A 16,149-nucleotide genomic window follows, 5' to 3' on the forward strand; every position below is an offset into this window, starting at 1 on the left:
GCGTGGCGGGAATAACGGCCTGGACAGTCATCGGGCGGCCTCCTGCAGGCCGAGCTCGGTGTGCAGGCCCTCGAGGGCGGACGCTGCCGCCTGATCGGAGGCCAGGCGCTCGCGCGCCGTCGACAGCGACTTCTGAGCCGCCTCGCGTTCGCCGAGAACAGCTTGCGAGCGGATCAGGCGCGACCAGTCGGCGAGGCTGCCGCCGCCCTCGGCGAGCCGCGCGGCGAGGCCCTCGACCATGCCGCGGATCGCACCCATGCGTTCGGCCTGGGGCAGGCTCGCGATCGCATCGGCCGGAGCGGCAGGACGCTCCAGCCCTTCGAGACGCGCCCGGACCGTGGCGGTCCACGGCGCATCGGCCGGCGCGTCCGCAAGCAGGGCCTTGAGTGAAGCGATCGCGGCAGGCACCTGCCCGTCCTGCTCCTGCGCGATCGCCATGAAGAAGCGGGCGCGCGGATTGGCCGGGTCGAGCTTCAGCGCCTCGGAGAGGCTTTCGCGCGCTGCGGCCGTGACCACGCCACCGGCTGCGAGCATCTGAGCCTCGGCCTGGCCACCCTGCCGCTCGCTCGTCGCGCCGTCATAGCGGATCGCGTTGCCGAAGGCCTTTGCGGCATCGTCGAAACGTCCCTGACGCAGATAGACCGGCGCGAGCACGCTCCAGCCTTTGCCGTCGGTGGGGTTGGCCGCGAGATGGGACTCGATCCGCGCCAGTGCCAGCTCGAAATCCTGCGCCGGGTTGGCCTTAATCCGCGCCGCCAGCGGCTGGTCAGGCGTCGTCGGCGAGCCGTAGGCGCCATAGATCAGCAGCGCCAGCAGAGGCACGCAGGAGAGCGCGATCGCAGACGCAGCACGGCGCCTGCGCAAGGCCGGCTCACTCTCGCCGGCCAGCGTCGATTCCGTCGCTGTCTCACGCAGAAGTCGGCGCGCCGCCTCGGCCTTGGCTGCATCGGCCTCTGTGCCGCCGATCAGCTTGCGGCCGAGATCGCGATCGATCTCGGCGAGCTGGGCGCGGTAGAGCGCGGTCGCTCCGGCGGTGTCGGCGGTGAGTGCCGGCGCCCGGCGGCCGAGCGGCCAGAGCACCGCCATGACCGCTGCGCCCGTCATGGCCGCGAAGATGATCCAGATCAGCATTCGCCGTTCATAACCGTTCGAAGGTGCCGGTTCATGTCCGAAGATGGCGACAAAGGGTCACGCGGGCAATGCGGCGTCAGACCGCCGGCAGGACAAGGCGGGCCCTGAGGCCGCCAAGCGGCGAGCGCTCTAGCGAGAGGCCACCACCATGGAGCTTGGCGAGATCAACGACGATCGATAATCCCAGGCCCGAGCCGGGCGTCGTCTCGTCGAGCCTGCGGCCGCGCTTGAGGACTTCGGCCATCGCCTCGTCGGGAAGCCCCGGGCCATCATCGTCGATCAGCAGGACGAGACGCCCTTCCGGCGCCTGCGCTTCTGGCGCCAGGCTGACCTGCACTTCGGTGCGCGCCCATTTGAAAGCGTTGTCGAGCAAATTGCCGAGCATCTCCTCGAGATCCTGCTTCTCGCCGCGAAAACGGACATCGGCAGGAACAGTGTGACTGCCCTCTATCGCCCGGCCCTGCGCGATCTTCTCGAAGGTCCGGATCAACGCGTCGAGCGAAGGCGCGATCTCGGAGACGCCGCCGAGAGCGCCGGACAAAGCGGCAGCCCGAGCCCGGTCGAGATAGTACTGGACCTGATCGCGCATGATTGCGGTCTGATGGCGAATGGTCTGGGACAAAGCGCCCTGCCCGGCCTCGGCCTCGTTCTGCATCACGCTGAGCGGCGTCTTGAGGGCATGGGCGAGATTACCGACCTGAGTTCGGGCGCGCTCCAGGATTTCGCGGTTGGCGTCGATCAACTGGTTGAGCTCGCCAGCGAGCGGCGCAAGATCAGGCGGGTAGCGCCCGGCGATGCGCGTGCTCTCTCCGGTGCGTACCGTCCCAACCGCAGCGCGCAAGCGCGCCAGCGGGCGCAGGCCGAAGCGAACCTGCACGATAGTCGACGCGACCAAAGCGAGACCAAGGAACAGGAAGGTCAGCGTCAGGGCAAAGCGGAAATCGCGGATATCACCTTCGATCTCGTCGGCCGGGGCCGCAACGCCGACGGTGAAGCGACCATCCTCGCCGACATCGATCTCGCGCTCGAGCACGCGCAGGCGCCGTTCATCCGGTCCGGAGACATAGCTTTCGCGCAAGCCACGAGCATTCGGCTGCAAATTCTGGTCGAGCAGTTTCGGCAACTGCCCACCGACCAGTGACCGCGAGGTGCGTATCGTCGGACGCTCGCCGTCGAGCCGGATGATCTGCCAGTACCAGCCGGAGAGCGGCAGGTCGAAGCGCGGCTCACCGAGATCGCCGATCGCCTGGCGCTCGGCCTCGGGCGGCGCCGCAAGGTCGGCAACCAGCTCCTTGATGTAGACGCTGAGACGCTCGTCGAAGCCGCGCTCGGCCGAGCGGCGATAGAAGGTGGTGAGACCGAAGCCGGCGAGGATCAGCACCAGCGCGCAGCAGATCGCGGCCGAGATGAAGAGCCGGGCGCCAAGCGATAAGCGCTGCCGCGTGACCGGCATGGCGGCCTCAGGGCTTCGCGGCAGCGATGTAGCCGAGGCCGCGCACGGTCTCGATCACGTCGACACCGAGCTTCTTGCGCAGGCGGCCGACGAAGACCTCGATCGTGTTGGAATCGCGGTCGAAATCCTGATCGTAGAGATGCTCGACCAGCTCGGTGCGCGAGACCACACGGCCCTGATGGTGCATCAGATAGGCGAGCAATCGGTACTCGTGCGAGGTGAGCTTGACCGGGTTGCCATCGACGACGACGCGGCTGGCACGCGTGTCGAGGCGGACCGGGCCGCAGATCAGCTCGGCGGTCGCGTGTCCCGCCGCACGACGCAGCAAGGCGCGGACGCGGGCGAGCAGCTCCTCGATATGGAACGGCTTGACGACATAGTCGTCGGCGCCGGCGTCGAAGCCCGAGACCTTGTCGCTCCAGCGATCGCGCGCCGTGAGGATCAAAACCGGCATGGTCTTGCCGGCCCGGCGCCAGCCCTGCAGCACGGCGACGCCGTCGACCTTGGGCAGTCCAAGATCGAGGATCACCGCGTCATAGGGCTCGGTTTCGCCGAGATAGAGCCCTTCTTCGCCATCGAAAGCCTTGTCGACGGCATAGCCGGCATTCTCCAGCGCATTGACGATCTGGCGGTTGAGGTCCTTGTCGTCCTCGACGACGAGCAATCGCACGGCGGCTTTTCTCCGATTGGCGGATCAGGAACGCGGCATAGCGGAACTAGCGGATATCCGCCACCTTGCCCGAGGCGCCATCGAGCGTGACCCGGGCGACGCGGCCGTCGCGCTTCATCGTCGTCACCACATAGACGAACTCGTCACCCTGGCGGCAGAGCCTGATCCGCAGGACCTCGCCGGGCGCCGCCTCACGGGCATGGCGGGATGCCGTGGCGGGTTGCATGACCTTGCCGTCCGACACAGCCTCGCGCGTTTCCTGCGCCGATAGGCAGGAGATTGGCTGCGGTGAATCGACCGGTTCCACCGGCGAAGCAGTGGCGGTTACGAGCGCGAAAATCGCGACGTTGGGGTCGAGCAGCATCATCGCCATGGGCTATCCCGGTACGCGTGAATGCGCCATGAACATCAGCGTGAGGCTAGCTTAGCGGACCGCGACGAGTCCACGCCGGGAAAGGCCCGGTCCCGCGACGACGCTGAGCTGTGCCAACTCGACGTCAAGCTCGGCCTGAGGGCTGCCGAAATCGGCGAGTTCCTGCGCCGCTTCGTAGAGCATGACAGACGCATCGACATCGACGGTCCTGATGGACGCGCCGCCAGCTCGAATCGTCACGCGATAACGCTCGGTATCCTCCCCGAGCGGCACCTCGGCCGTTTCCCAGGAGTCACCCCCGAAACGGCTGCGCCGGATCCAATTCAAGGCAATGCCAGATGGCAGGCGCCGAGCCCGGACACGCACGGGCGCCAATGGCCGCAACGGTGCGATCCCGACAGTCGCGAAGAGCTCGCGCATCGAGGCGGCGGCGACGTCAGCATTGGGTGGGCCGACCCGATAGCGGACATGCCGGCCGACATCGTCGAGGCTCGTCGTCAACGAGACCGCTGCGCCATCGAGCACGACCACGCGTGCCCCTGGAGCCAATGTTCGCGCTGCGGCGGGCTCCGAGCCGCCGAGCCCGCGCACCATCTGCGACAGCCGGAATGTCCGCGCAGCGATCAGCTCCACCCGCGCCGCTGTGGCGATCTCGACCTCCCCCGCCGCATCGATGAATGCTAGCGCATTGCCTCCGGCAAGGGCCGCCTCCGGCGCAACCGAAGCGAGGCTGCCGCCACGCAGCCGAACGTCAACCGAAGCGTAACGATCGGTCCGCCAAAGCGGGCCATGGGCGAGTTCGGTCAAGGTCTCGCCCATGATCGATGGCGCCGCGACGATGCCAACCAGTTCAAACGGCATGCCCTCGGTGGCGCGCCAGATCGCTAGCGCACCAGGCCAAGGATCGGCGAAGGCTGCGAGAGACTGCAGTGGTGGCGGCACCTCCCGCACGATCGGAAGGTCGAGGATCAGGGCGTCCGGCCGCCCTGCAATCCGCGGTGTCAGCTTCGGAGGGCGCTCGCCTTCTGCCGCACCTGCTGCCGCACCGCGATAAATGGCTGGCTCGACCGCACGCGCACTGGCGCGCCGGGTCGGACCATCGCTGATCCGCGTCAGCCGGAACAGACGCGGTCGGCCGGCAACATCGAGCGAGATCACATCGCCCGCTTCAAGACCGACGCAGCGCGGTGAAAGCTCCAGTTCGAGCGTTTCGCGACCCGCCCAGATCTCCTGCAGCCGCTGGTCGGCGAGACGCTGGCCTTCGGCACGGCGCGTGACCACGGGAAGTTCGACGGCGTTTTCTCGGCGCGCGGCCCCGGCGAGGCGGCGCGAGCGGGCGGTCGCCTGACGATAGTCCTCGTTGCCGTCGATATGGACCAGGCGTAGCTCGCGCGGCAGCTCGCTCTCCTGTGCGCGGCGCAGTTCGAAGGGCTGGCCATCGCGATCGAGCACGAGGTCATCAGCCGACAAGGCGCGTGCGACAGTCGCCGCGCGGCCACGGAAGGCGAGCTTGCCGGAGGACATCACAGCGTCGAAGCCGAAGGCCTGGGCCAGCGGCTCGAGCGCCTGTCGCGCGGAGATCGGCCGGTCGAGAACATAACCATCGACGAAACCGTCGATGGCGATTTCATCCGGTCCAGGCAGGCCATAATCGGCTAGGATCGCGCGCACCAATCGATCGAGCGTCACGCCTTCGAGGCGGCCGTTGACCCAGTGGCCGGTGTCGTAGTTCGTCCCGTCCGCCCAGACCGAAGTCAGGTCGGGAAAGGCCGGGAACGGCCTTGCATCCCAGGTCCAGACGAAGACGTTGGCCGGATCGACCATGCGCAGGCCGAGCGAAGGCGCTATCGGATTGCGCTGTGGTTCGAAACCGGGAAGCGCGGGATCAAAGCCCGACAGGATCGCCTCCAGCCCACGCGCCTGGACGAGATCGTCGCGCGCCCTCGTCGAGAAATGCGGATAGCCGCCATCGACAGATTTCGGATCGGGAAAGACGTTCGGCGAGTTGCCGCCCTTGTCGACGGCGGGCAGGCCGATCTCGGTCAACCAGACCGGCTTCGAGCCGGGCAGCCAACCCGTCGCGCCGATCTCCACGCCGGCGACACGCTCGACATGGGAATTCAGCCACCAGTTCGGCAGGTCCTTCTGCCGGAAGACCCAGGGCTTGCCAAAGGCGCCATCCGTGATTGGCAGACGCATCTGGGCGTAGCGACTGGAAAGGTCGGCGTAGTGCCAGTCATAACCCTCACCGGAGGTCAGGCGCTTGCGCAGGTAGTCGACATCGGCCGGCCCCCGCGCAACGGCGAGGTCGGCATGATCGGGCGTATCGCGCCAGTCGGAAAGCGGCGCGTAATAGTCGATGCCGATCGCGTCGATGTGCGTGCTCGACCAGAGCGGGTCGAGCGGAAAACGAACCTCCTGCCCGCCATCGCGAACATGGGCACCGTATTCGGTCCAGTCAGCTGCATAGGTCAGCTTGGTCGATGGTGGCAGGATTGCGCGGACCTCGGCCGCAAGCGCGACCAACCCGTTGACCATCGGATAATAACCCGGAGCCCCGCGCACCCGCGTCAGACCGACCAGCTCGGAGCCGATGATGAACCCCTCGACCCCGCCGGCCGCCTTGGCGAGCATGGCGGCATGCAGCACGGCGCGGCGAAAGCTCCACTCGCCCGGCCGGGCGCAGATGACCTTGTCGCCGTCGAGCGAGAAGTCGACAGCCGTTGCGGAGCCGAGAAAGCTCGCGATCTGGCTCGTCGCGGCCGACGTACCGTCCGGAGAGCTCGGCCGGCCAGGGGCGGGCGAGCAGGTGATGTGGCCGCGCCAGGGGTAAGGCGGCTGGAATGCATTACCTGTGCGCGGATCGACCAACGCGTTGCCCGCCGGCACATCCATCATAACGAACGGATAGAGCACCACCTCGAGCCCATAGACATGGCGCAGGCGGCGGATGAGCGCGACGACGCTGCCGTCCGAAGGCGTGCCGCCATAGGCAGGCCTGCCGTTCGACTGGCTGACGACGCGGGCCGTCAGCCGATCAAGCCCCGCTACCGACCACGGCGCGTCAGGCGTATTCTTGTCGGCGATCTCGACGCGCGGTGCGATGGTGCAATGGTCCGCCCGCAGATCGTCACCGAACCAACTGACGACCAAGGAAATACGTCGCAGGTTCGGGCAGAGCGCCAGCAGATGCGTGATCGCGCCGTCGATATCGGTGGTGCTGTGCAGCTGGTGCCGGTTCTCGGCGATAGTGACGCCAGCTTCAGGCTCCTGGTTGACCAGAGTCGGCTGATAGATGAACTCGCTCGCGCCGGGGATCAGCGTCACGGCGCGGATCATCTCGCCGAGGCCAGGCACCGCTCGCACCACCTCGAAGGAGAATTGCGGTACGCGGTTGCCGTAATCAGCGAGCGGAAAGCGCTCGAACACGACATAGGCCGTACCACGATAGGCCGGCGCGGCGCCCGCCTCCTTGGCGGCGATCAGCGGATCGGGCTCCTGATTCTCGAAGCCGCGATGGATGCGCAGCGACACGGCATTGAAATCGATCTCGCGCCCATCGGCCCAGATTCGGCGGACGAAGGCGATCGGCCCCTCGCAGATCGCGATCGCGAGATTGGCGTAGTAGCTGTAGGTGGCCTCGTAGGTCTTCTGCGCCTTCTGGCCGCCCTTGCCGCCGCTCTTGGTACGGGTGACGGTGGTCGTCACCTCCTCCTCGAAGCGCGTCGCCCAAATCAGTTGCCCGCCGAGCCTGGCTCGCCCGTAGACCCGCGGGATTGGCGCCCCCTCGGTCGAGGCGAGGCCGTCGATCTCCTTGAGGCGCGGGCCTTCGACGATGCGTGTGCCACCGCCGCCGTCGAACAGGCCCTGGTCGAGGCTCGCACCGGCGATGGCGCCGAGCGAGCGACCAATCATGGCACCGAACGGGCCGCCGACGGCCGCTCCGAGCACCGAACCGGCGACCTGCAGGACGAGCGTAGCCATTAGGGATCGAGCTCCGGAAAGGCGAAGGCGTGGCTGAGATGGCGGCGCCACCAGCCGGTAAAGGCAACCTCGCCGACCGCCGCGCCGTCATGGGCGTGCAGAATGCGGTCCCGCTCGATCAGAATGGCGCAATGCGCCGCTGGCAGATGCTGGCGCCAGCGGAAGAGCAGGACGTCGCCGGGCCGCGCAGCCTCGATATCGAGAGGCCGCAGGTGACGCTGCGCCGCCAGTGCCAGTGTCTCGCCCGCACCCTGCTGGGCCCAGTAGGGCGAATAGGGTGGCGTCGGCTCGGGTTCGTCGCGATAAAGGTCGCGCCAGATCCCACGTACCAGGCCGAGGCAGTCGCAACCGACGCCGCGCAGCGACGCCTGATGGTGATAGGGCGTGCCGAGCCAGCCGCGTGCCGCCGCAACGATGCGTTCGCGCGTCGTATCGGTGCCCGTCATTGGAACAGGCTCCCGCCATCGAACGGGCCGGCACCAGGATTATCCGTGGCGGCGCCGCCAATGATGAAGTCGTTGCCCGGCAAATGCGGGAAGCCGCGGAAGTTGACGCCGTTGCTGAACTTGTTGCGGCAGGTGGTGAAGCGCTTGTCGCAGCCGGCCTGGGCCGTGAAGACATCGCCGACCATGATCGGCTGCGGCGCAGCCTGCCAAAGCTGCAAGACGATCGCGCCACCGTCCTCACGGTGGCTGCGTATCTCTGTGGCGAAGCCAGTGTTGGCGCCCGCGGTGAAAACCAGCCGGCCGCCGCTGAGGTAGCCGTCGCCATAACCGGAGAGTGCCGGCGCAGTAAGCGAGAGCCGTCCATCCGTTGCAGCGACGGTCGCCGCAGACGAGCTAGGTGTGACACCACAACGCGTGTCCCCGAGATCGGCCGAGCAACTCGCAGTGTAGAGCCGGCCACGCTCCTCGTCGAAGGCCTTGCCGAGCCCCCGGACCTCAGCGGTGAAATTGCTGTCGCTGCGCTTCACCTCGCCGACAAAACCGGTCTCTAGCAAGGTGCGCTGGCTCGGATCGGCCCAGTTGACCAGCCAGAGTGCGACACGGGCATCGTCGTAGAGCCCACGCGACAAATCCTGCTCGTTGAGGCCGCTTGCCGCCAAGGCTCCGAGCACCTCGCCGCCGCCGGTCGTGAAGCCGAGCTCGGAGCTGGCCTCGGCGGCTTCAAGGCCGGCATTCGCGCGGAACAGAACTCCGTCGAAAGCAAGATCGCGGTCATGATCAGTGAAGCCGAGCACCGCCCCGTCGCGTCGGGTCAGGCTCCAGCAGCGGCAAAGCGTGGTCGCCTCGCCGGCGACATGCGCCGCGAGCGCCGGGGAAAGTATCCGCATGGCAAACCTCAGTCGGCGATCTCGACGATCGGGATCTTGGGGATGTCACCGGCCTCGAAGGCCGACAGATCGACCTCGATCGCATCGGTATCGAAGCGGACCGGAACATCGAAGGAGAAGCCGGCGCTGACGACGGAGCCGGCCGGTGGCGCATGGCCGACAGCGAAAGTGACTTGTCCGCTGGCGTGATCGCAGGACACGGCTGTCGGCTGCACCTGCACGACACCGTCGACCGCGATGAGCACGCTCCCGGCCAACGGCTTGGTAATGCGCCGGACGTAAGGAGCGTGCAGTCCGCCATAGAGCTTGCAGAGCTGGAAGACCCGTGTCGCCCCGTCGCCGACGCCGATCTGCTGATCACTCGCCACAGGCGTCGCCGACGGGCCACAGCTCTTCCAGTCGAGCTGGTCGCGCCAGCGGAAGCCATAGAGCCGGCCGCGGCGCTCTTCGAAGAAGGCGACGACCTCAGCGAGCGCATCGAGAGTGCGGATGCCGAAACCGGCATCGTAGCGCCTGCGCGAATGCGCCCAACGACTGTTGCGGACCTCCTGGCCCGAGGCCAGCATCACCACTTGGGTCAGCCGCTCCGGCCCGCCGCGGGCACCGCGCGCGATCCCGGTCGGGAAGCGCACCTCGTGGAAGCCGCTCATGCTGCCTCTCCTGTCATGTTGCTAAAGGTCAGAGCGCCCGGTTGCCGCGCGCCACGGCGCGGGCGATCGCCGCCGAGACCTGCGCCTCGGAGCGGCGGAAGCTGTCGGCGTCAGGCGTCGTGATCTGGACGGTGACGCTGGCCGGACGCCGCTCGCCGCCACCGGCAGCGCGTACGCCGAGCTTGCCGTCAGGACCACGCGACAAGGGCATGATCGCTTCGGCTCCACGTTCGCCCATCAGCCCGAGGCCGCGCCCCATGGCGAAATAGGACGGTGCCGCGACAACGCCGCCATCGGCGAAGGGCGAGACCGGCAAACCACCGCCACCTCTCATGCCGCCGGTGAAGAGGCCAACCAGGCTGTTGATGCCGGAGCCGAGCCAACTCGAGATCGCGCTCTGCAGCGGCTTCAGGGCCGACTTCAGTAGGCTCTGGCTCAGCGACGTGCCGATGTTGCGCAGCACGTCTTCGAAGCGCTTGCCCTCGACGATACCGCTGGCGAAGGCCGTGGTGATCGACTTGCCGAAGGCCTGCGACGCCTTGGTCAGGCTCTGGGTCAGCGTGTTCAGCGTGCGAAGGCCACCGAAATCGAAGGAGGGAGAAGCGTCTTCGTCAGCCATCGATGCGACCTTTCCAATCGTCATGATCACAGGAAACGAGATCCGGATGGGCCTGCATCAGTGCATCTAGCGTCGTGCGCGAGGGCGCTTCGACCGCTTGAGGCGGCCGGTAGGCCTCGATCGCAGCAAAGATTTCGCGCGGACTTGCGGCCCAGAAGACATCCGGCGGCCAGCGCAGGCGCCCGAGCCCGAAGGCCATCACCTCGCGCCAGGGAAAAGGGACCGCCGCCGGCGCGCTCAGACCGCCGGCGGCATCGAAGGGCGAGCTCCCGAGACCTCGCCGGCCGGGGCGAAGGTCGCGTCGAGCAATGCGATCGCAGCAGCGATGGCGCCGTTGAGCCCGCCGTCAAAAGGGAGCGTGGCAACCTCGTCCGTGGCCAGCGCACTGCCGGCCCCGCGTAGCCCGGCCGCCAGGATGCGCGCGATATCGCGGGCCGAAAGCCGACCGGCGGCGAAGCGTTCGCCCAGCGCCGGCAGGTTCTCGACCGAGAATGCATCCTCGAGTTCGGCGAGCGCGCCGAGCGTGAGCCGCATCGGCAGCGCCCGCCCCTCGACCATCAGGGCGACCTCGCCCCTGTAGCGATTGACCATGCCGTTTCCCCTCAGGCGAGTGTGAAGGTGAGTTGGCCGGCCGATTCCAGCGAGAGCTCGAAGGTGACCTCGGCGGCATGGTCGCCGCGATATTCGAGCGTCGAGAGCTGGAACGGCCCGGTGATCGTGCCGAAATCGGGGACGATCACCTGCCAGTCGCGGATCGCGCCATCGAAGAAGATCTGGCGAACCAGCGCGTCCGACGCCTCGTCCTTGAAGATGCCGGCGCCGCTGATGCTGGCGCGGCGCATGCCGGCGCCTGCCAACAGCTCGCGCCAGCGCCCCGCCGACTCGGTATGGGTGACATCGACCGCCTCGGCGTTGAAGGCGATCTGGCGGGCGCGCAAGCCCGCTACGGTGACGAAGCTGCCGCCCGCATCGGCGGCCTTGAGCAACAGGTCCTTGCCTTTCTGGGCAGGCATGGGCGGTCCTTTCGTGCGGGTCAGAGCGCCTCGGTGACGGCGCGGAAGGTCAGGGTCACGGTCGGCAGATGGGTTTTGGGGTCGCGGGTCAGCTTCGAGGACAGCCAGGTCAGATTGACCAGCCGGTGCTCTTCAGGCGCTAGCGCGGCATCCTCCAGGCTGATGACGATCCGGGCTGCCGTCTCGAGCGCCTTGCGCGAAGAGGCGCTCTCCCCCGCCCAGACGACGAGGGAAAGCTTCTGCTCGCAACCGCGGTCGCTGCCGGTCGACCAGTCCTCGGCCGTGACGTCGCCATGGACAATGTAGAGCCCGTTCAGGGCGCGCGGCGGCTCGTCATGGATGCGGCCTGCTCCGATCAGCGCCGTCAGCCCGGCATCGGCGGACAAATGCGCGTGGATCGCGCGTCGCAGCGGCAGGATGGCGTCGCTCATCGGCTTACCTCCTCGGCCAGGCAGACGAGGCGCCGACGGCCGCCATCGGGATCGCCAGCCGTGCGGATGTCGAAGATCTGATCACCGGCGCGCAGCCGCTGACCGGCATCGACGCCGGCGCGCCAGCGCAGGGTGATGCGGTGGCTCGCCGCCTGCTCGGGCCGCTCGCCGCGCCAGCGCTCATCGCCCGAAAGCCATTCGACCTGGGCCCAGACAGCGGCAACGGTCTCGAAGCTGCGAAGCTGGCCGCCGGCGCCATCCGCCGTTTCAACGGGTGCCTCCAGCAACAGGCGGCAGCGTAGCGCGCCGACAGGACGCCGGCCTTTCGATGTCTCGCGAAGCATCAGAGCCTCACACGGCGAAAGGGAGCGACGAGTGCGGCGATCTCGGCCGGCAGCCGCATTGCATCGCGGCTGACCACATCGCCGCGATGCTCAAACCATCGACAGGCGAGCCTGAGCACAGCCTGCCGCAGCGGCGCCGGCACCGTATCGCGCGTCGTACCGAAGCCGGCGACAAGGTCGATCTCGATCGAAGAACGGGCGCGGCCGGGCACCGAGACCGGACCTGAAACGCTGATCAGCGGCGGATCGGAGCCCTCCACCAATGTCAGCGACGACGGCGTTACCAGTTCAGCGACACCGGCGGCAGGATGGACGCGTGCAGCCGTGAGGCTGCGCACCGGCGAGAGCGGCAGGCGGATCTCGCCGCCCGGCGGCCAGGCGTCGAGCACGATTCGCCAGCCTTGCTCGATCAGGAGACGCCCGGAAGCGGCCTCGATCATCAGCCGAGCCGCTGTGATCAAGGTGCCGAGCAGCTCATCCTCGTCGTCGACAAGAATCCGTAGGAAATCCTTGGCTTCTGATAGCGAGACCGGTTCGATGACGGGTGGCGTCAGGGCGAGCGGCGTCATGGTCTCTCCTCTCCCGGGTTTGAACGGGGCCGGCGATGCGCTATCGAACCCGGCCCGACAGCGGAGACGGCTCGATGCACGGCAGAACGGTGATTGGACTGGCAGTCCTGGCAGCAGCCATCGCTGCGCCCTGGTCCGCCTCGGCCGTGGTTGGCGGGCGCGAGGGCGGGCCCATCGCCAGCTCGACGTTGATGGTCCTCAATGCGCGTGGCGGCGTCTGTACTGGCATCGTGCTGTCGCGCCGTGCCATCCTCACCGCCGCTCACTGCGCCGATGCTCGCGTCGACCTACGCATCCACTGGCAGGACAGCGGCCAGCCGGTGCTGACCGAGCCAGCGGCCATCGCTCTGCATCCGGAGTTCAACGCCAAGGCTGTTGCAAACCGGCAGCGTTCGATCGACCTCGCATTGGTCAGGCTCGCCGCGCCGCTGCCGGCGCGTTTCTCGACCGCGACGCTGGTTGACGGCGCGCTGCCGCGCGCCGGATCGCCGGTCACGCTCGCAGGCTATGGCGTCGCGCGCGAGGGCGAAGCGAAGACGACCGGCACTTACCGCTCAGCTGCACTCGCCGCCGTTGAGCCTTACGGCCCCGGCCGCGTCCTGATCTGGGCGGCCGATCCGACGACCGGTGGCAAGCGACCGGGCGCCAGCGCCTGCCAGGGCGATTCCGGCGGACCCATCGTCGCAGGCTCGGGCGGCGTCGTCGCTGTTTCCAGCTGGTCGACCGGCCCATCCGGCAAGCAATGCGGCCTGCTCAGCCAAGGCGTGCTGGTCGCGCCCCAGCGCAGTTGGATCGACCGCACCTTGTCGGGCTGGGGCGAGAGCGCCGATTGGACCACCACACCGTGACGGCCCGAGCGCGAACAGCACTGGACTGCGCCGCAGCAAACCATAGACTGAAGCCATGGCAGCGATGACCTCGACCGTGACCTATTCGAAACGCGCCGCGATCGTCGCGATAGCTTTTTGCGCCGGTCTGCAGATGACTGCGCCGGCACAGGCTGTGATCGGCGGCGTCACCTCGCGCACAGTCGACGGCGCACGCGCCTCGACCTTGCGGGTCGAGACCAGCCGCGGCGAGCTCTGCTCCGGCGCCGCGATCTCCTCCGAGCTCGTGCTGACGGCAGCGCACTGCCTGATGACCGGAGGCTCGGTGCGCGTGATCAGCCTCGACAAGCGCTTCCGCAACCGCACGCATGCGGTAGCAGCAGTCCTGCCGCACCCGACCTTCGTGCCCGGCACGACGCCGCGCACCCAGCCGGGCGCGGACCTGGCGCTGCTGCGTCTCGCCGCGCCGCTGCCTGCCGATATCCAGCCACTGACGCTCGGCAGCGGGTTGTGGCAGGGCGAGACCGTGACCATGGCCGGCTTTGGCCTCGCTTCCGAAAACAACAAGAAGACCGCGCGCACCCTGCGTGAGGTGACCTTAGTCAACGCCGGCAACTACACCACCGCCAACACGGTCAAGGTGGCGGTCGACACTGAGAACCGTGGTGAGGTCCTCGGCGCCGGCGCCTGCCGAGGCGATTCCGGCGGGCCCGTCCTGCGTGGCCCGTCCGGCTCGCGCGATCTCGTCGGCATCGTCTCCTGGTCGAGCGGCCCCTTGAGCTCTCGCATCAAGATGATCTGCGGTGGCTTCACCGCGATCACCCCGATCAGCGACCACCGCGCCTGGATAGCCGAGGCGAGCGAGCGACTGCTCAACTATGGCGACGAGCCGCGCCAGGCGCGCGAGGGTGCGCGCCCGAACGCGAGCTACAGCTGGTGGTTCGGTCGCTGATCTAGGTCAGGCCGAGAACTTCAGCCCCTTGATCGCGGCGAAGTCCTGGACGCCACCGCCGACGCGCTTGGTCGTGTAGAACAGCACATGCGGCTTGGCGGAGTAGGGATCGCGCAGGATGCGCACGCCCGCCCGGTCGACGACGAGATAGCCGCGGCGGAAGTCACCGAAGGCGATCGAGAGCGAGTCGGTCGCGACGTTCGGCATATCCTCGGCCTCGACGACCGGGAAGCCAAGGAGCGTCGCCTGCGCGCCCGCCGCGGCCGGCGGCTGCCAGAGATACTGGCCGGTCGAGTCCTTGAACTTGCGCACTGCGGCTTGCGTCTTGCGGTTCATCACGAAACTGGCGTTCTGGCGGTAGCCTGCCTTCAGCGCATAGACGAGGTCGACCAGGATGTCGGACGGGTTCGAGGCGGCGAAGGCGCCGGCGACGCCGGTCTTCAGCGTGCCGATATTGCCCCAGCTCCAGCTCGCGTCAGTGACGGTCGGATAGGCAAGGAAGCCCTTGGGCTTGTCGACGCCATCGCCATTGACGAAGGCCGCGCCCTCCTGCTCGGCGAAGGCGCTCTCGACCTCCTCGGCGATCCACTGGTCGATGTCGACGATGGCGTCGTCGAGCAGCGTCTGCGTCGCCGCGGGCATGGCGTATAGCTCCATCGCCGGGAAGGAGAGCTCGGCCAGGGTCGGCGTGCTGCTTTGCGGACGGGCCGCTGTCTCGGCGACCCAGCCGGAAGCCGGACCAGTGGTCGAGAACGCCTTCTTGTAGGTGCCGGACGAGATGGTCCGCACCGTCGCGATCGCGCGGATTGGCGAGACGGTGGTGAGGCGGCGCAGGATCTCGCCCTCGACGGTCGACGGTGCGAGATAGCCGCCATCCGGGCCGGAGCCGGCCGAAAGGGCCTTGGCTTCGAGCCGCTTCAGGCCCGTCGCCTCGCCATGGCGGACATAGGACGCGAAGGCCGCCTTATGCTCGGCCACGGCCGGGTCGCGCTCCTCGCTCGCACCCAGAGCCGGCCGGCGACTGTCGAGGCTCAGCCGGTCGATCCGGCGACGGGTCTCGTCGAGCGCGTCGTCGAGACGGGCCAGCTTATCGCCGGTCAAAACGTCGCCGCCCATACGGGTCTCGAGCTCGGCCAGGCGCTCGTCATTGGTGGCGCGATAGGCCTCCAGCGTATAGCGCAGATCGTCATAGATGGCGGCGACCTCGCCGGTCGCCTTGGTCTCGGGAGCCTGGTTCAGCGCAGTCATGGAATCTCCTGTGGTTCTGCTGCTTCGGTTCAGTTCTCAGGCAAAGGCGGCGCGGCAGGGCGGTCGCAGCGCCTTGACGGCGCCGACCCGGGCCTGCGGCAGCATCGGGAAGGTGACGAGCGATATCTCCCAGAGGTCGACCTTCTCCAGCCGGCGCAGCCCGCTGCGCGGCTCGCTGCGGGCGCGCTGCGAGCGAAAGCCGATCGAGAGCCCGTCGACGGCGCCATCGCGCATCAGCGCGTGCAGCTCGCGGGCCCGTGCCACCGCCAGCGAAAGGCGGCCGCGGACATAAAGGCCGCGCGAATCCTCACGCAGCTCGAGCCAGCGCCCGATCGGCTCAGTCGGATCGTGCTGCCACAGCATTCTGATGCCGGCCGCCCCACGGCGGGCAAGACTGTCGCGGAAGGCGCCGGGCTCGACCACGTCCTTGCCGAGATCGGCGATGCGGAAGAGGCTGGCATAGCCCTCGAAAGCGCCGTCCGGCTCGACCCGGGCCAGCGGCTGCGCCAGGAACTTGGCCTCGCGCGCCAAGGCGGGATAACGGGGCATGGC

Annotated in this window: 19 protein-coding genes; 2 read left to right on the forward strand and 17 right to left on the reverse strand. The window is 68.0% G+C overall.

Annotated elements, in window-relative coordinates:
- Window positions 1-27: 27 nt before the first annotated feature.
- The 15 genes from ccmI to BLM15_RS12630 form a co-directional block, all read right to left on the reverse strand.
- Window positions 28-1,131, reverse strand: coding sequence for a c-type cytochrome biogenesis protein CcmI (gene ccmI, locus BLM15_RS12560; RefSeq protein WP_126113074.1), 1,104 nt, complete (start codon window positions 1,129-1,131; stop codon window positions 28-30).
- Window positions 1,132-1,207: 76 nt separating this feature from the next.
- The gene (locus BLM15_RS12565; RefSeq protein ID WP_126113075.1) at window positions 1,208-2,584 is read right to left on the reverse strand and encodes an ATP-binding protein; all 1,377 of its coding nucleotides are present in this window, start codon (window positions 2,582-2,584) and stop codon (window positions 1,208-1,210) included.
- Between the two features lie 7 nt (window positions 2,585-2,591).
- The gene (locus BLM15_RS12570; protein ID WP_092156231.1) at window positions 2,592-3,254 is read right to left on the reverse strand and encodes a response regulator transcription factor; all 663 of its coding nucleotides are present in this window, start codon (window positions 3,252-3,254) and stop codon (window positions 2,592-2,594) included.
- 46 nt (window positions 3,255-3,300) lie between these two features.
- Window positions 3,301-3,627, reverse strand: a complete 327-nt coding sequence (locus BLM15_RS12575) for a PepSY domain-containing protein (protein WP_126113076.1) — start codon at window positions 3,625-3,627, stop codon at window positions 3,301-3,303.
- A gap of 51 nt (window positions 3,628-3,678) precedes the next feature.
- Window positions 3,679-7,611 carry a baseplate multidomain protein megatron gene (locus tag BLM15_RS12580; RefSeq protein WP_126113077.1) on the reverse strand — a complete coding sequence of 1,311 codons (3,933 nt, stop codon included), beginning with the start codon at window positions 7,609-7,611 and terminating at the stop codon, window positions 3,679-3,681.
- Window positions 7,611-8,057 (reverse strand): NlpC/P60 family protein, encoded by a 447-nt coding sequence (locus BLM15_RS12585; RefSeq protein WP_126113078.1) that lies wholly within the window; start codon window positions 8,055-8,057, stop codon window positions 7,611-7,613. The genes BLM15_RS12580 and BLM15_RS12585 overlap by 1 nt, the downstream gene beginning before the upstream one ends.
- The gene (locus BLM15_RS12590) at window positions 8,054-8,944 is read right to left on the reverse strand and encodes a DUF2163 domain-containing protein (protein ID WP_126113079.1); all 891 of its coding nucleotides are present in this window, start codon (window positions 8,942-8,944) and stop codon (window positions 8,054-8,056) included. Before BLM15_RS12590 ends, BLM15_RS12585 begins: the two co-directional genes overlap by 4 nt.
- Window positions 8,945-8,952: 8 nt before the next feature.
- On the reverse strand, window positions 8,953-9,594 hold the full coding sequence (locus tag BLM15_RS12595) for a DUF2460 domain-containing protein (protein ID WP_126113080.1): 642 nt from the start codon (window positions 9,592-9,594) through the stop codon (window positions 8,953-8,955).
- A 28-nt stretch (window positions 9,595-9,622) separates the two neighbouring features.
- Complete coding sequence (locus tag BLM15_RS12600; RefSeq protein ID WP_126113081.1) at window positions 9,623-10,213, reverse strand: phage tail tape measure protein; 591 nt, start codon at window positions 10,211-10,213, stop codon at window positions 9,623-9,625.
- Window positions 10,206-10,412, reverse strand: a complete 207-nt coding sequence (locus tag BLM15_RS12605) for a phage tail assembly chaperone (RefSeq protein ID WP_126113082.1) — start codon at window positions 10,410-10,412, stop codon at window positions 10,206-10,208. The genes BLM15_RS12600 and BLM15_RS12605 overlap by 8 nt, the downstream gene beginning before the upstream one ends.
- A gap of 38 nt (window positions 10,413-10,450) precedes the next feature.
- Window positions 10,451-10,804, reverse strand: a complete 354-nt coding sequence (locus BLM15_RS12610) for a gene transfer agent family protein (protein WP_126113083.1) — start codon at window positions 10,802-10,804, stop codon at window positions 10,451-10,453.
- Window positions 10,805-10,815: 11 nt separating this feature from the next.
- Entirely contained in the window at window positions 10,816-11,226 is a 411-nt protein-coding gene (locus BLM15_RS12615) for a phage major tail protein, TP901-1 family (RefSeq protein ID WP_126113084.1), read from the reverse strand.
- 20 nt (window positions 11,227-11,246) lie between these two features.
- The gene (locus BLM15_RS12620; RefSeq protein WP_126113085.1) at window positions 11,247-11,657 is read right to left on the reverse strand and encodes a DUF3168 domain-containing protein; all 411 of its coding nucleotides are present in this window, start codon (window positions 11,655-11,657) and stop codon (window positions 11,247-11,249) included.
- Window positions 11,654-12,001 carry a phage head closure protein gene (locus BLM15_RS12625; RefSeq protein ID WP_126113086.1) on the reverse strand — a complete coding sequence of 116 codons (348 nt, stop codon included), beginning with the start codon at window positions 11,999-12,001 and terminating at the stop codon, window positions 11,654-11,656. The genes BLM15_RS12620 and BLM15_RS12625 overlap by 4 nt, the downstream gene beginning before the upstream one ends.
- Window positions 12,001-12,570 carry a head-tail connector protein gene (locus BLM15_RS12630; RefSeq protein ID WP_126113087.1) on the reverse strand — a complete coding sequence of 190 codons (570 nt, stop codon included), beginning with the start codon at window positions 12,568-12,570 and terminating at the stop codon, window positions 12,001-12,003. Before BLM15_RS12630 ends, BLM15_RS12625 begins: the two co-directional genes overlap by 1 nt.
- A 74-nt stretch (window positions 12,571-12,644) precedes the next feature.
- On the opposite strand from BLM15_RS12630, the gene BLM15_RS12635 reads away from it, so the two are divergent.
- Together BLM15_RS12635 and BLM15_RS12640 are read left to right on the forward strand one after the other, a co-directional pair.
- Window positions 12,645-13,418 carry a S1 family peptidase gene (locus tag BLM15_RS12635; protein ID WP_126113088.1) on the forward strand — a complete coding sequence of 258 codons (774 nt, stop codon included), beginning with the start codon at window positions 12,645-12,647 and terminating at the stop codon, window positions 13,416-13,418.
- A gap of 55 nt (window positions 13,419-13,473) precedes the next feature.
- On the forward strand, window positions 13,474-14,349 hold the full coding sequence (locus BLM15_RS12640) for a S1 family peptidase (RefSeq protein WP_236846648.1): 876 nt from the start codon (window positions 13,474-13,476) through the stop codon (window positions 14,347-14,349).
- A 6-nt stretch (window positions 14,350-14,355) separates the two neighbouring features.
- Here the strand turns inward: BLM15_RS12640 and BLM15_RS12645 are convergent, their stop codons facing one another.
- Complete coding sequence (locus BLM15_RS12645; RefSeq protein ID WP_126113089.1) at window positions 14,356-15,597, reverse strand: phage major capsid protein; 1,242 nt, start codon at window positions 15,595-15,597, stop codon at window positions 14,356-14,358.
- Window positions 15,598-15,633: 36 nt separating this feature from the next.
- Window positions 15,634-16,146, reverse strand: coding sequence for an HK97 family phage prohead protease (locus tag BLM15_RS12650; RefSeq protein ID WP_206438633.1), 513 nt, complete (start codon window positions 16,144-16,146; stop codon window positions 15,634-15,636).
- Between the last annotated feature and the right edge of the window lie 3 nt (window positions 16,147-16,149).

It is taken from the genome of Bosea sp. Tri-49 (assembly GCF_003952665.1).
Lineage (GTDB): Bacteria > Pseudomonadota > Alphaproteobacteria > Rhizobiales > Beijerinckiaceae > Allobosea.